Source organism: Pseudoalteromonas sp. BSi20495 (genome assembly GCF_000241185.1).
In the GTDB taxonomy this organism is placed as follows: domain Bacteria; phylum Pseudomonadota; class Gammaproteobacteria; order Enterobacterales; family Alteromonadaceae; genus Pseudoalteromonas; species Pseudoalteromonas fuliginea.
The window spans coordinates 20,948-34,961 of record NZ_BADY01000167.1 but is presented as its reverse complement, the minus strand read 5'-3'; the positions used below and the strand labels follow the sequence as shown (position 1 = coordinate 34,961).

At 38.5% G+C, this 14,014-nt stretch carries 10 protein-coding genes and 2 pseudogenes; 11 read left to right on the top strand and 1 reads right to left on the bottom strand.

Annotation, left to right across the window (positions count from 1 at the left end):
• The 11 genes and pseudogenes from P20495_RS21065 to P20495_RS01745 all read left to right on the top strand — a co-directional run.
• Window positions 1-551 (top strand): ISAs1 family transposase (locus P20495_RS21065; RefSeq protein ID WP_033016404.1); only part of this gene is annotated, 551 nt, incomplete at its 5' end.
• A gap of 19 nt (window positions 552-570) precedes the next feature.
• A pseudogene (locus P20495_RS01705) lies at window positions 571-1,494 on the top strand (GGDEF domain-containing protein); the annotation flags it as partial.
• A gap of 8 nt (window positions 1,495-1,502) precedes the next feature.
• Window positions 1,503-2,116: pseudogene (locus tag P20495_RS21060) on the top strand (DsbA family protein).
• Window positions 2,117-2,347: 231 nt separating this feature from the next.
• The gene (locus P20495_RS01710) at window positions 2,348-3,100 is read left to right on the top strand and encodes a DUF3450 domain-containing protein (protein WP_007377602.1); all 753 of its coding nucleotides are present in this window, start codon (window positions 2,348-2,350) and stop codon (window positions 3,098-3,100) included.
• Window positions 3,101-3,110: 10 nt separating this feature from the next.
• On the top strand, window positions 3,111-4,478 hold the full coding sequence (locus tag P20495_RS01715) for a MotA/TolQ/ExbB proton channel family protein (protein WP_008139039.1): 1,368 nt from the start codon (window positions 3,111-3,113) through the stop codon (window positions 4,476-4,478).
• A 3-nt stretch (window positions 4,479-4,481) separates the two neighbouring features.
• A complete protein-coding gene (locus tag P20495_RS01720) occupies window positions 4,482-5,009 on the top strand; it encodes a MotA/TolQ/ExbB proton channel family protein (protein WP_007377600.1) in 528 nt (175 codons plus the stop codon).
• Window positions 5,010-5,059: 50 nt separating this feature from the next.
• Window positions 5,060-5,470, top strand: coding sequence for a biopolymer transporter ExbD (locus P20495_RS01725; RefSeq protein ID WP_007377599.1), 411 nt, complete (start codon window positions 5,060-5,062; stop codon window positions 5,468-5,470).
• Between the two features lie 9 nt (window positions 5,471-5,479).
• Window positions 5,480-6,085, top strand: coding sequence for an energy transducer TonB (locus P20495_RS01730; RefSeq protein WP_007377598.1), 606 nt, complete (start codon window positions 5,480-5,482; stop codon window positions 6,083-6,085).
• A 51-nt stretch (window positions 6,086-6,136) separates the two neighbouring features.
• Window positions 6,137-7,477: a lipopolysaccharide assembly protein LapB gene (locus P20495_RS01735; protein WP_008139034.1), complete on the top strand. Its 1,341-nt coding sequence runs from the start codon at window positions 6,137-6,139 to the stop codon at window positions 7,475-7,477.
• A gap of 305 nt (window positions 7,478-7,782) precedes the next feature.
• Window positions 7,783-10,578, top strand: coding sequence for a hypothetical protein (locus tag P20495_RS01740; protein ID WP_008139031.1), 2,796 nt, complete (start codon window positions 7,783-7,785; stop codon window positions 10,576-10,578).
• 74 nt (window positions 10,579-10,652) lie between these two features.
• A complete protein-coding gene (locus tag P20495_RS01745; RefSeq protein ID WP_007377595.1) occupies window positions 10,653-13,286 on the top strand; it encodes a TonB-dependent receptor domain-containing protein in 2,634 nt (877 codons plus the stop codon).
• 92 nt (window positions 13,287-13,378) lie between these two features.
• Here P20495_RS01745 and P20495_RS01750 read toward each other — a convergent pair whose 3' ends face one another.
• The gene (locus P20495_RS01750) at window positions 13,379-13,798 is read right to left on the bottom strand and encodes a hypothetical protein (RefSeq protein WP_007377594.1); all 420 of its coding nucleotides are present in this window, start codon (window positions 13,796-13,798) and stop codon (window positions 13,379-13,381) included.
• Window positions 13,799-14,014: the final 216 nt, after the last annotated feature.

Below are 14,014 nucleotides of genomic sequence, written 5' to 3'. Positions count from 1 at the left end.
ATTACTTACTTGCGGTAAAAGCAAACCATAAAAGGCTACTGTCACAAATAGAAGATGTGCTATTACCTGAGGTAGCACGACAAGCATCTGATGGGCTCTTGTTTAACGAAGCCGATTATCAAAAAAATAGAGAAGAATTTAGGTGCTGTGCAGTGAGCCATAACGTGAGCGGTTTATCAGAAACGATACACTGGGAAGGTGTAAAAACAGTGGGTGTTATTGTTTCTTATAGGAAAGAAAAAGGTAAATTAAGCAATGAGTTATGCTATAGATACTATATTAGTTCAGCGAATTTAACAGCGGAAGAGCTCGCGAGAGGAGCACGACAACATTGGCAAATAGAAAATGGATTACATTGGCGTTTAGATGTAGGATTTAAAGAAGATGAGTGTCGAATTAGGCGCGAAGGTGCAGCACCTGTATTTACGGGGCTGAGACACATCGCATTTAATCAGCTAAAAGCAGAAAAAAGCTTTAGTAAAGGCATGCCCGCAAAACAGAAAAAAGCTATGCGCAGTACAGCCTACCTTGAAAAGGTACTGAACGCATAGACTTTTTTCATGCTCTTGCCCTGTATTAACAAGTGCATTAATTGCAGTTAATGTAACCATTATTTGTAGTATGTTTTACTTTATAAAAACTGGGAAATTAGAAACTGTCGCATTAATTTGTATGAGTATTGTTTTTATATTGTGTATTGTCCTTACTTATACTGGAGGAAAGGAAAATACTGCATTGTATTGGCTCATGTTTTACCCTGTTGTTACCTTTTCTTCTTTAGGTGTAAGACTGGGCACATGGCTAGGTTTAACTTTATTACTGTGTTGTATCGCCATTTTATATGGTCCAAATTTCGGTCAAGTTGTGTATGGTGATATTGAAAAAACACGATTTATAGCATCGTTTACCTTAGTGTACATATTCTCATTTATTGGTGAGTTTTTTAGGTATCGAAGTCATATGGCAATTGCTGATATTACACTGGAACAAAAACAAGATGCTTATACCGATCAACTTACAGGGATTGCTAATAGACGCTTTATTACTTCTCATTTTTTAAAGCTTGTTGATAGTCGACCGAATGAATACCTTCCATTTTCATTATTATTACTGGATTTAGATCATTTTAAACGACTTAACGATACGTACGGCCATGATTTTGGTGATATTGTGTTAATTGAATTTACCAAAATACTCGAATCACAATTTCCTACATCAGCAGTAAAAGCACGGTACGGCGGTGAAGAATTTGTTGTTATTTTACCAAAAGAAACAAGTACGAATGCTGTTGATATTGCTAACCGTTTTCGTGAACACGTAGCAGCACAAGTGTTATTAGCTGAAGATAACCTACAAATATCACTTACCTGTAGTATTGGTGTGGTACAAGTTGATAAAGTAGGCGATTATAATAGTGCGCTAAAACAAGCTGATGAGTATATTTATAACGCCAAAGCGCTTGGTCGTAACAAGGTTGTTTCTACAAAAGATTAAGGATTAATATGAATCAATGTAAACTTATTTATATCCATGACCCAATGTGCAGCTGGTGTTGGGGCTACACACCAACCTGGCTTAAATTAAAAGCTGAGCTTGAAAATAAACTGACGGTTGAATATAAAGTAGGTGGTTTAGCCCCTGATAGCCAAACTGCAATGACGCAAAATATGAAAGAGCGGCTTGAAAGTATATGGCATAAAATAGAGAGCGAATTAGGTACACAATTTAATTTCGAATTTTGGCAGAAAAACCAACCAAGACGTTCAACATACCCAGCATGTAGAGCTGCATTAATTGCACGAAAAAAAATAAAGAAAGTGAAATGATTGAAGCAATCCAACATGCTTATTATTTAAATGCACAAAACCCGTCAGATGATAGTGTTTTAATTTGTTTAGCTGAACAAATAGGTTTAAATAAAAATGAATTTACCGTCGCTTTCCTATCAGATGAAGTTAATAATGAACTCAAAGCTGAATTACAATATACACGGAGTTTACCTATTCATGGATTCCCATCTTTAGTATTTCTTCGTGAGGATAAGCTGTATTCAATTGAGATTAATTATAAAGACTGGCGCCATACGTATAATCAAATTATTAAACTGTTAGATTAATTTATCTCTTTATTGTGAGTGTTTGCTCAACAAGTGATCACTCCTTCCTTTTAAGTCTTAATTGTTTCAGCTGTCATAAAATAGACTTTTTTGCGCAACATCCCTGTCATGTTTTATCTATAAACTTCTGCTCATTGGAAATCTCAAGCCATAAATTATTTGTATAACAAAGTTTTTGGCCTTGAAAAATAAACTAGCAAATCTGCTAATTAACGAGTGAAGGTGTATGCGATGAAAGGCGTTAAACCATTAATCTTAGCTGGTATTGTGGCCGCAAGTGCAGCAGTACAGGCAAACGATTTAAATAAGGTTATTGATAAAAGCAGTGAAATTAATATATCCGCTGCGCAATCACAAACAAAAATAGACAAGATTGCAGATTCAATGCAGGGACGTTTACAGCAATTTAAAACCCTAAATAAAGAAATTGACGGCTTAGCTGTTTACAACTCTCAGCTAACTAAGCAATTAAATAATCAAATCGAAGAAATGGAATCATTGAATTTATCAATGGATCAGGTTTCGATTATTGAACGTCAAATAACACCTTTAATGATGCGCATGATCACTGGTCTTGAACAGTTCATATCTCTTGATGTGCCATTTTTACAAGATGAACGTGCAAAACGTTTAACGTCTTTAAAAACGATGATGGATCGTGCTGATATTACTTCAAGCGAAAAGTTTCGTCGTGTTCTCGAAGCGTACCAAGTAGAAGTTGATTACGGCCGTACAATCGAAGCGTACACCGCTTTGTTAGAAGTTAGTGGCAAAGAACGTGAAGTTGATTTCTTACGCATCGGCCGTTTAGAACTTATTTACTTAACACGTGATGGCAAACAAGCAGGTAGCTGGAATATAGAAACGAAATCGTTTGCAGCACTGCCTGATTCGACAATAAGTCAAATTAACAAAGGTTTGCGCATAGCGCGTAAACAACTTGCCCCAGATATGCTAACTCTGCCAGTACACGCAGCAGAATAAGAGGTTGAAAATGAAATTGTTTACTCAAATGACAAAAATGGCTTTATTCGTTGCAAGCCTTAGCTTTACCGGTTCGAGTTTAGCTGCTGAGCCAATGAACCTTGATTCATTACTTAAAACGTTAGAAGAGGGTAAATCAGCCCAAAGCGTACAAAACCAACAACGAGAGCAAGCGTTTGCAACGCGTCAAAATGAACAAGTGCAAATGTTAAAAAACACACAAGCAAAACGTAATCAAATGCTTGTTGAGTCAGAGCGACTGGAAACGCAGTTTGAAGAAAATGAAGTTAAATTAGCCAATTTAACGGATACCTTATCAAAGCGTATGGGCTCACTTAAAGAACTATTTGGTGTATTACAGCAGGTTGCTGGTGATTCGAGTAATAAATTTGCGACATCTGTCGTATCGGCGCAAATCCCTGGTCGCAGCGCATTTATGGATGAGTTAGCACAAAAAATGGGGTCGACGTCTAAACTTGCATCAATCGAAGATATTGAAAAAGTATGGTACGAATTACAACGTGAAATGACTGAGCAGGGCAAAGTAAGTCGCTTTAATACCACCGTCATAGTCGAAGGTGGTAACAAGGCAGAGCAAGAAGTACTTCGTGTTGGTGCATTTAATTTAATCTCAAATGGTAAATACTTAGAGTACAATCCAGGTACAAACACGTTAAGTGAACTTACTCGTCAGCCTGTTTCACGTTTTACCGCAACAGCGAGTGATCTACAAAATGCTAAAAGTGGTGCAGTTCAGTTTGCACTTGACCCAACAGGCGGTTCAATTTTAGGTTTATTAGTACAAGCCCCAGATACTGCCGAGCAAGTACACCAAGGTGGTGCGGTTGGTTATGTTATTTTAGGTGTAGGTTTACTTGCACTGTTGATTGCGATAGAACGCTTTGTATCTTTATTACTTGTTGGTGGCAAAATTCGTCGTCAGCTAAAAGATAATGTAGCGCGAGATGACAATCCACTGGGTCGTGTTATGAAAGTAAAAGACGACTATCCAAATGTGGCCTACGACACGCTTGAACTAAAATTAAGCGAAGCTATTCTACGTGAAATGCCAAAAATAACACGTAACCTTACTCTCATTAAAATCATCTCTGTTGTTGCACCGTTATTGGGTTTACTAGGTACGGTAACCGGTATGATAAATACTTTCCAAGCAATTACTTTATTTGGCACAGGCGACCCAAAACTCATGGCGGGTGGTATTTCACAAGCACTAGTAACAACGGTCCTAGGTTTAGTTGTCGCGATTCCTACTGTGTTCATATATACGCTGCTTAATACACGTTCAAAAGGGTTACTGCTTATTTTACAAGAGCAGAGCGCAGGTATTATCGCAGAGCGAAGCGAGAAGGGAGCATAAACCATGGTGCTATTGATTGATTCAATCAATGCTATCCGTGATTTTCTCGACACCGGTGGCCAAGTCCTGTTGGTCATCGGGGTGTTAATCTTCGCGATGTGGTTATTGATACTCGAGCGATTTATTTACTTTTTCAATGGTTTTCGCAGTTATAAAAAAGGTGTTAAAAGCACATGGACTATTCGTGATGAGCGTAATAGCTGGAATGCTGAACAAATACGTCAAGCTATGATCTCGCGAGCAAGTATGCGCCTTAATACCAATTTGCCTTTAATTAATGTGATGGTGGCGTTATGCCCGCTACTCGGTTTATTAGGGACGGTAACCGGAATGATAGAAGTATTTGATGTTATGGCAATTACAGGTACCGGTAGTGCTCGCTCAATGGCGTCAGGTGTATCTAAAGCAACTATTCCAACAATGGCAGGTATGGTAGGTGCGTTATCAGGAGTGTTTGCCTCAACGTACTTACAACGTAAAGCTAAGCGCGAAGTAGAGCTTCTTGAAGACAGCATGGTGTTAGACCATTAAATAAATTTTGATAAGCGCCTTACAAGTTCGCTTATCCTAGGAGAATAAAAATGAGAGCCCCTTTAGGTAATTTAATGCAAGAAGATGAAGCAGAAGAAATAAACATGACACCTATGTTAGATGTTGTTTTTATAATGCTTATTTTCTTTATTGTGACAGCATCGTTTGTTAAAGAAGCTGGTATTGATGTAAATCGTCCAGAAGCTGCAACAGCTGTAAAAAAGGAACGTGCAAACATATTAGTTGCTATTTCAGACAAAGGTGAGATTTGGATCAATAAACGTCAAATTGATATACGAGCTGTTCAAGCAAACATTGAGCGTTTAAAAGCTGAAAATCCTCAAGGCAGTGTTGTAATTCAGGCAGACAAAAAATCTACAACAGATACATTGATAAAGGTAATGGATGCAGCACGTGCCGCAGGTGTGTTTGATGTGTCGATTGCAGCTCAAGAAGCATAAGGGTTAGCAATGCGTTATTTAGTAGCATTAATTATAGCTGGTGTAGTGACTTTCATGCTTTTTTTAGGCATGCAAGCACTTATAACTGGCGGCGATGGAGCGATGAGTGAACCCGCTAAAGGGAACGTACTTGATTTTGTAAGGCTTAAAAAAGAAGAAAGCGTACAAAAAAAAGAACGTAAACCACAAAAGCCACCCACACCAAAAGAACCGCCTCCACCAATGGAGTCACCGCAAATGCAAAGTAGTGATGCTAATGCAAATGCTAACAACTTTGACTTTGGTGCCAATGTTGATGCGGATGTCAATTTATCAGGTGGCTTATCGCTGGACTCAAGTGATGGCGAATATTTACCGATAGTAAAAGTGGCTCCAGTTTACCCGCGCCGTGCATTGTCACGTGGTATTGAGGGTTACGTTATTGTTGAATTCACTGTAACTAAACAAGGTACTGTGCGTGAGCCCCACGTTTTAAAAGCAGAGCCTGAGTCACTATTTGATAAAGCTGCAATGGATGCAGCCCTTAAATTTAAATACAAACCGCGCGTAGTTAATGGCGAAGCTGTTGAAGTTGCGGGTGTTCAGAACAAAATTTCTTTCCAGATCAGTGGTTAATTTAGCGATTAATTAAACCTACGAGTAAATGGTTCGAAAAGCGAGGCGATTATGAAATCAATGACAACATTACGACCTGTGGCAAAACTTTTAAAATTAACACTGTTTTGTACCGCAGCGATAAGTACAAGTATTATTACTCCTAGTGCACTGAGCATTTTACCCAGTGTAGATGTAGCTACAGCCAATGCGGCGCAAGAGCAAAAAACTAAACGTGTGCCAGCTTTACGTGAAAAAGTATATAGCCAGCTGGCACGTGCACAAAAGCTCGCCGATGATGGCGATGTTAAGGCAGGACTTGATGCACTTGATAGCATAAATGAGCGCTCATCGAGTATGAACTCGTACGAAATTGCGATGATGCATAATTTTTATGGTTTCATATATTACAATGAAAATGACTTACCAAAAGCTATTGCAGCGTTTGAAAAAGTAGTTGCTGAGGAAGGTATCCCAGAATCACTGCGTGTGAGCACGACGTTTAGTTTAGCTCAATTGGCAATGGCTAATAGTGGCTATGTAAAAGTGATTGCATTTTTAGACCAATGGGATGCTATTAATACTAAACCGATTACTGATGGTTATTATGTATTGCGAGCACAAACCTATTACCAGTTAAAAGATTTTAAGCAAGGCCTTAATTATATTACCCAAGCAATTACTCTAAGCGATAGTGAAGGTAAAACACCTAAAGAAAATTGGCTAGTTTTACAGCGTGCAATGTATTACTCGCTTAACCAAACAGATAAAGTGGTTGATGTATTGGAACGTATGGTAAAGCTTTACAACAAACCTGAATACTGGGTTCAGTTATCGGGTATGTATGGTGAATTAGGGAAAGAAAGGCAACAGCTTAGTGTTATTGAAGCCGCGTATCAGCAAGGTTTTTTAACCTCTAAATCTGATTTACGCCAATTGGCTCAGGTGTATTTATATAATGGCTTAGCGTATAAAGCCGCCACTGTTATGAGTAAAGCTATAGATGCTGGAATTGCAGAGCAAACTGCAAAAAATTATGCTTTTGTTGCTGAGGCGATGATCCAGGCAAAAGAAGATGAAAAATCAATCATGTATTTTGCTAAGGCGGCTGATTTATCGCCAAGTGGTAAGTACGACCAACGTTTAGCCGAAGTGTATGTAAATACTGAGCAGTTTGAAGAAGCTGCCGATGCTGCGCGTAAAGCGCTTGATAAAGGTGACCTTGATTTTGAATCAAACGCTTTTGTTGCTTTGGGAATGGCGCAGTACAATTTACAAAATTTTGATGCATCAATTTTAGCGTTTGAACAAGCCCAAAAGCATAAAAAGTCACAGCGTTTAGCACAGCAATGGATCAAATATGTGAAGCGTGAAAAAGTACATGCAGAAACACTCAGAACAGCGTTACTTTAACTTTTAACTAGCGTGATTATTTGGTAACAGGTATACACGTCAAGCTATTTCATAATCGCACTATGCAAACCGCCTTAAATTTATTTTTGGCGGTTTTTTTTGTTTTTTTAATTAACCATTTGAAATTTATGAAAATAATTTTGTCATCTTATGTTTATTAAAGTGTAACGGCTCTGTCATACAGCTCCCGTAAGGTAGTCGCAGCTAAGAACTCAAGTGACCTTAATGCATTGAAAAGTGCCTTAAGGTGACTTGAGTTTAATAAAGCGCTAACAAAATAATTAAATACTTTAACGGAGTGAACAATGAAATTATCTGACTTATTCAAGGTCAGCCTTGTGGCTACTGCAATTACATTAGCCGGCTGTGGCGGTGATATAAATCTAAATGTTGAAGAAACGGTTGAACAACCAACTTCACCTACAAATCCAACACCACCAACAGCTGAAGAGTTACCCGGTACATTTAGCCAAAGTTTATCAACTGAGGTATCTACTGCCTTAGGTCGTTCTGTTACTGTTCAGGTTCTTTCTGGTGTTATAACACAAGATACAACACTTTCAACTGATGCAATTTGGGCACTTGATGGCGCTGTTTTTGTTGGTAAAGATAAATCAGAAAGTGCAACGCTTACTATTGAGCCAGGCGCTGTCGTCTTTGGTAATAATGGAGGCGATTACATTGTTGTTAGTCGCGACTCAAAAATTGAAGCGTCAGGAACTAAAAACGACCCAATTATCTTTACATCTAAGCAAGATGTTTTAGGTGAAACAACTGCTGCAGGTCAATGGGGCGGTATGGTGTTATTAGGCAATGGTATTTCAAATAAATGTCCTGCTGAAGGCGATTGTGCACTTCAAGTAGAAGGTGTTGAGTCTGGTGCTGTGTTTGGCGGTACTGATAACACTGATAGTTCAGGTACTCTTAAATACGTCGTCGTTAAAAATGCGGGTTTTGAACTTTCTGTTGGTAATGAGTTAAACGGCATTACATTTGGTGCGGTAGGCTCTGGTACAACAGTTGATTACTTACAAGTTTATAATAATGCGGATGATGGCGTTGAATTTTTTGGTGGCGCGGTTAATTTAAAACACGTTGTTTTAACAAGTATCGATGATGATAGCATTGACTGGGATAATGGCTTCCAAGGAAAAATGCAGTTTGTTTACGTCGAGCAAGATAAAAACTCTACTGATGCAAACCGAGGAATTGAAGCTGATAACGACGGTAAAATCCCTTCTAAAGATCCAAAATCGTTGCCTATGATTTCTAATTTAACCATTGTTGGTAATAACTTTAATGGTGAAGACGATGCTGAAGGTATTTACTTACGTGAAGGCACGGGTTTACACCTATACAACTCAGTGATCACAGGCTCTAATGAAATGGGTGAGTGTTTAGAGCTTGAAGGTATTGCATTGGCCGATGATGGCACGGCTTTATTTTCTGATAGCGAAACAGTAAATAATGCTAACGATGGCACTATATTAATGCAAAACACTTTTATGTCTTGTACTAATGGTGAAAACTTTAAAGACCCTAAAGGTGCAGATGGTTCAGTACTTTTAGCGTTAGAAGGGTGGTTTACGGCGCAATCTGGTAACGTTATTAATGACAAACCTATGCTAGGTGTTAATGGTCAGCCTATTGCCGGCTCTCCTTTGTTAGGTGCTGGTCAGGATGTTGCTAATACCGTTGACGCATTTTTCGACACAGTTGATTTTGCGGGTGCATTGAATGATTCTGATGATTGGCGTGAAGGCTGGGCATTTGGTTATGGTGGCGGAATTGTTACCGCACCTGAAGCCGTTGCAGGTTGCCCTACAGGAACAACTTCAATTTCACCAGGTGATGGCACAACGACAACGTGTGAAATATCGGGTCGTATTACAGCTGATTTAACACTAACCGCTGGTAACCTTTATGCACTTGACGGCGCTGTATTCGTTGGGGGTGATAAAACAGACTCAGCTACTTTGACAATTGAACCTGGTGTTACCGTTTATGGTAGAAACGGTAAAGATTATTTAGTTGTTGGTCGTGATTCTAAAATAGAAGCTAACGGCACAAAAGATAAGCCTATTTCGTTTACATCTAGTCAAGATGTAGCTGGCGAAGCAACAGCTGCAGGACAATGGGGTGGTTTAGTGCTTCTTGGTAATGCCCCGTCAAATAAATGCCCAGATACTGGTGATTGTGCTCTTCAAGTAGAGGGCGTAGAAAGTGGAGCGGTATTTGGTGGTACAGAGACGACTGATAACTCAGGTACTTTGCGTTATGTTCGCGTAATGAATGGTGGCTACTTACTTTCACCGGGTAATGAAGTAAACGGTATTACTTTTGGCGGTGTTGGCTCTGGTACAACCGTTGAATACTTACAGGTTCACCAAAATGCAGATGATGGAATAGAGTTTTTTGGTGGTAACGTTCAAGCAAAATACGTTGTGCTTACAAGTATTCAAGATGACAGTATTGACTGGGATAATGGATTCCAAGGTAAATTACAACATGTACTTGTAAAGCAAGCTGCTGATAATTCGGATGCAAACCGTGGTATTGAATCAGATAACGATGGTAAATCACCGTCAAAATTACCTAAATCAAATCCGACTATTGCTAACTTAACTATCATAGGTAATACCTTTGATGGTGAAGATGATAGTGAAGGTATGTATTTCCGTGAAGGCACAGGCGCTCAAATCTATAACACTATTGTTACCGGTCCAGTAGGGATGGGTGAGTGTTTAGAAATTGAAGGTATTGCAAAAGATGACTCTGGAACCCCGTTATTTACTGAAAGCGAAACAGTGAATAATGCCAACGACGGAACTTTATTGATTAAGTCTTCAGTTATTGCTTGCTCAGAAAACTTTAAAGACCCAAGTGGCGTTACTTTTGATACGCAAAACTGGTGGACGACAACCTTAGGTAATCTAGTTGGAACAGGACAACCTGATGTTGTAAATGGTATTTTTACAATAGATACAACAGTTCCAACAGACGTAAAGGCAATCGATAGCTTCTTTGATACTACTGACCATATAGGTGCAGTTTCAAGTACTAATGATTGGACCGCTGGTTGGACTGTAGGTCTGGAATAACACAGTAAGAACAGGTGTTAAATTTGTTTAACACCTTTTTATAACTTTCTGTTTTATATCAGATAGAGGTAAACATGAAACAATTTTCCAAACATTTTAGTTTATCAGCTTTAAGTACCGCAATTTTATGTAGTCTAAGCATGTCAGTTAATGCTGCTGAAGTTGATGATGAAGCTGTACTCGAAGAAGTTGTGGTTAGTGCTAGTCGTTTAAAAGGCACTGCAACGGCTGTACTTGAAGAGCGTAAGCAACAAGCATTTGTTGCCGATATCATGGGAGCAGAGCAAATATCCCGTAGTGGTGACAGCGATGCTGCGGGCGCTTTGCGCCGTGTAACGGGTCTTACATTAGTTGACGGTAAGTTTATATATGTACGGGGTTTAGGCGAGCGCTATTCGAGTACGCAATTAAATAGTGCTGCTGTGCCAAGTCCTGATCCAACACGTTCAGTTATCCCTTTGGATTTATTTCCAGCAGGTATAATCGAGAGCTTATCAGTACAAAAATCTTATTCACCATCAATGCCTGCTTCATTTGGTGGTGGTAATGTAGATATAAGATTAAAAAGTATTCCGAATCAGTTTGTTTTTGATGTTACAGGTCAGTTAGGTTACAACAGCAACAATTTTGATGATGGCCTTGAATACAATGGCGGTTCTGATGATTGGTATGGTTTTGATGACGGCACACGTGAAATGCCCGATTCGATTAAAGCTATTTATAAATCAGGTCAATCAATTGATGATGTTACACCTGAGCAAAGTCGTGCATTAGCACTTGATTTAAATAGAGATTATGACCCAACTGAAACAAGTTTAGACCCAAATACTAAATTTACTGTAACACTGGGTAATAGCTTTGAGTCAGGTGATTGGCGTTATGGGTTTTTATCTGCTGTAAGTTACGATAATAAATATTTTGTAGGTGAAGAATACCAAGGGCAAGATTTCCGTCTAGGGGAGTCTACTGCTGCGCTTACGCGAGGTTATGACAAAGTGACCTCTAGTGAGCATAACGTAAAGCTTTCTGGGATGTTTAATTTTGGTATTGAGTACGATAAGTCTCATCGTATTGATATTAGTTCGCTGATACTTCGTGATACTGAAGACAAAGTTAGAGACCGGTTAGGTATTGATGAGAACAACAATCAATCGGATAACAAACGCATTCGTTCTTACGATATTAGCTACGAAGAGCGTGAGTTAATTGTAAATCAGATTAAAGGCACGCATACGTTTGATTGGTTAAACTTTGCAGGCTTTGATTGGAAATACTCTAATGGTCGTTCAAATCGTTATGCACCAGGTAACTTAACAACGCGATTTATTGTTACTGATGAAAACGAAGATGGTAATTATGATGTTCAAAATGAAATCGCTTTAACTAATGCAACAACGGCAGCACGCTATACGTATCAAGATTTAAATGATGAAGTAGAGAATTACGGGTTTAACTTCACGTTCCCTATTATGCTTGATGGCGTTGATATTGAATTAAAATCAGGTGCTGATTTTATATCAAAAGAACGCTCAGCGTCTAATCGTCGTTTTGATATTAATACGCGTGCCTTTAGCGGTGTAGATTTAAATGGCAATAAATTAAACAGCATTTTATCTGACGATGTGATTGCTAATGCTCAGCTTAATTTACCTATTTTAAATGATACGACTGTTTCCGGTGATGATTATAGGTCGGCTCAAAAAACGGATGCTTATTATTTTGAAGCAGATTTTTTCTTTAATAATAAATGGCGTATAAGTGGTGGCATTCGTTGGGAAGACTTTAGGCAAGTGTCTGTCCCTTTAGATCCATTTACAGGGGGTCTTGACTCATCAATTGAGTATGACGAGCTTGCAGATTTAGCTTTTCAAGAAGATGATGTTTATGGTGCGTTAGCATTTACATATGTTTATGATGATGAAACCCAATATCGTTTAAGCTATGGTGAAACAGTTGTACGCCCTGATTTACGTGAGATTTCAGAATCAACATATATCGATCCACTTACAGAATATCCAGTAGGGGGAACACCGGGCCTGCGTACAACACAAATCAAAAACTATGATTTCCGATGGGAAAATTACTACGATACAGGTGAAAACTTTTCAGTAGGTTTATTTTATAAAGATATGACTGACCCTATTGAATCAGTGCAATCACCTTCTCAAGACGGTCCTCCATTAGTACGAATAGCGAATGCTGAGGAAGGTTATGTAGCAGGCATTGAATTTGATTACCTAAAAGATTTTACTTTTTTAGGTGGTATCGGCCAAGATATCTTTTTAAGTGGTAATGTTACATTAAGTGATTCTGAAATAAAGTTAGATCGACAAGCAATTGTGGATCAAACAGGGGTTTCAGCTGCTGTAACAAATACAAAGAGACGTTTAACCGGACACTCTAAATACGTGGTAAATATGCAGTTAGGCTACGATGCGCCAAGTGGAGAGCATGCTGCGACAATTATTTATAATGTATTTGGTGAACGTATCATTATACCGGGTATTGAAGGTCAAGAGGATTGGATGGAGCAGCCATTTCATTCTGTAGACTTAAACTATACTTACTTCCCTGATTTCAATTCGAGCATTAAGTTTAAAGTGTTGAATATTTTAGGCCAAGATCAAAAAATTGAAGCGGATGGAGTATTAACTCGTTCTAAGGAAAAAGGAACTGAGTTTTCGGTTGAGTATAAGTATCAATTTTAACGCATAGCTTTGCCCAAGGAAGGGAATTATAATAACCATAGTTACCGATTAGCCCCGTTATTTAACGGGGCTTTTTTGTGTCAATATTTTTTCTATTTGCACTTTATAGTTGCATAGAGCTGATAACATTGGTTTTTACTACCAGTACTTTTCATGCCCCATGATTGGTTATACCAATCGAAGTCTCCGTAGGCGCTTTCATCCTCTCCGCAGGTAATTGTGCTTCCAGAAATTTCTTGATTGTGACCACGCTCTTCACAAAATTGATTTCCATTTGTAGAACCCACAAAAAACAGCTCTAAGCGCCCATTTATCCAAACCTGTGGTGCGTAATAGGTTGTTGCAGTATTTACCAATATACCTTGTTGCTGTTCCATATTTATTTCTGCGCGCTCAAAGGATACTTTTTCATTTTCTTTTAGCGTTATTGTGCTTGCTGAAAGCGTAGTATCTGCAAATACATTAAGTGATACTGAACTTAAAGTAAGTAGAGCAAGAGTGAATGTCTTCATTATCTTTTCCTTTAGTTGAATGTAGAATTACACAAAACATCTTTATTCAATGTGTCTATTAAGCGTGGTAAATATAAGTTTCAACAAGGTTAAGCTTTTATTAAAGTTTAAAATAAGCACTGCATGCCTTTGCATTTTTTTACACTATGAAAAAAATTTGAGTTCTACTTTATTCACTAGTTTTAGGGGGCTGGTGGTGTTATTTTGACGTTAATG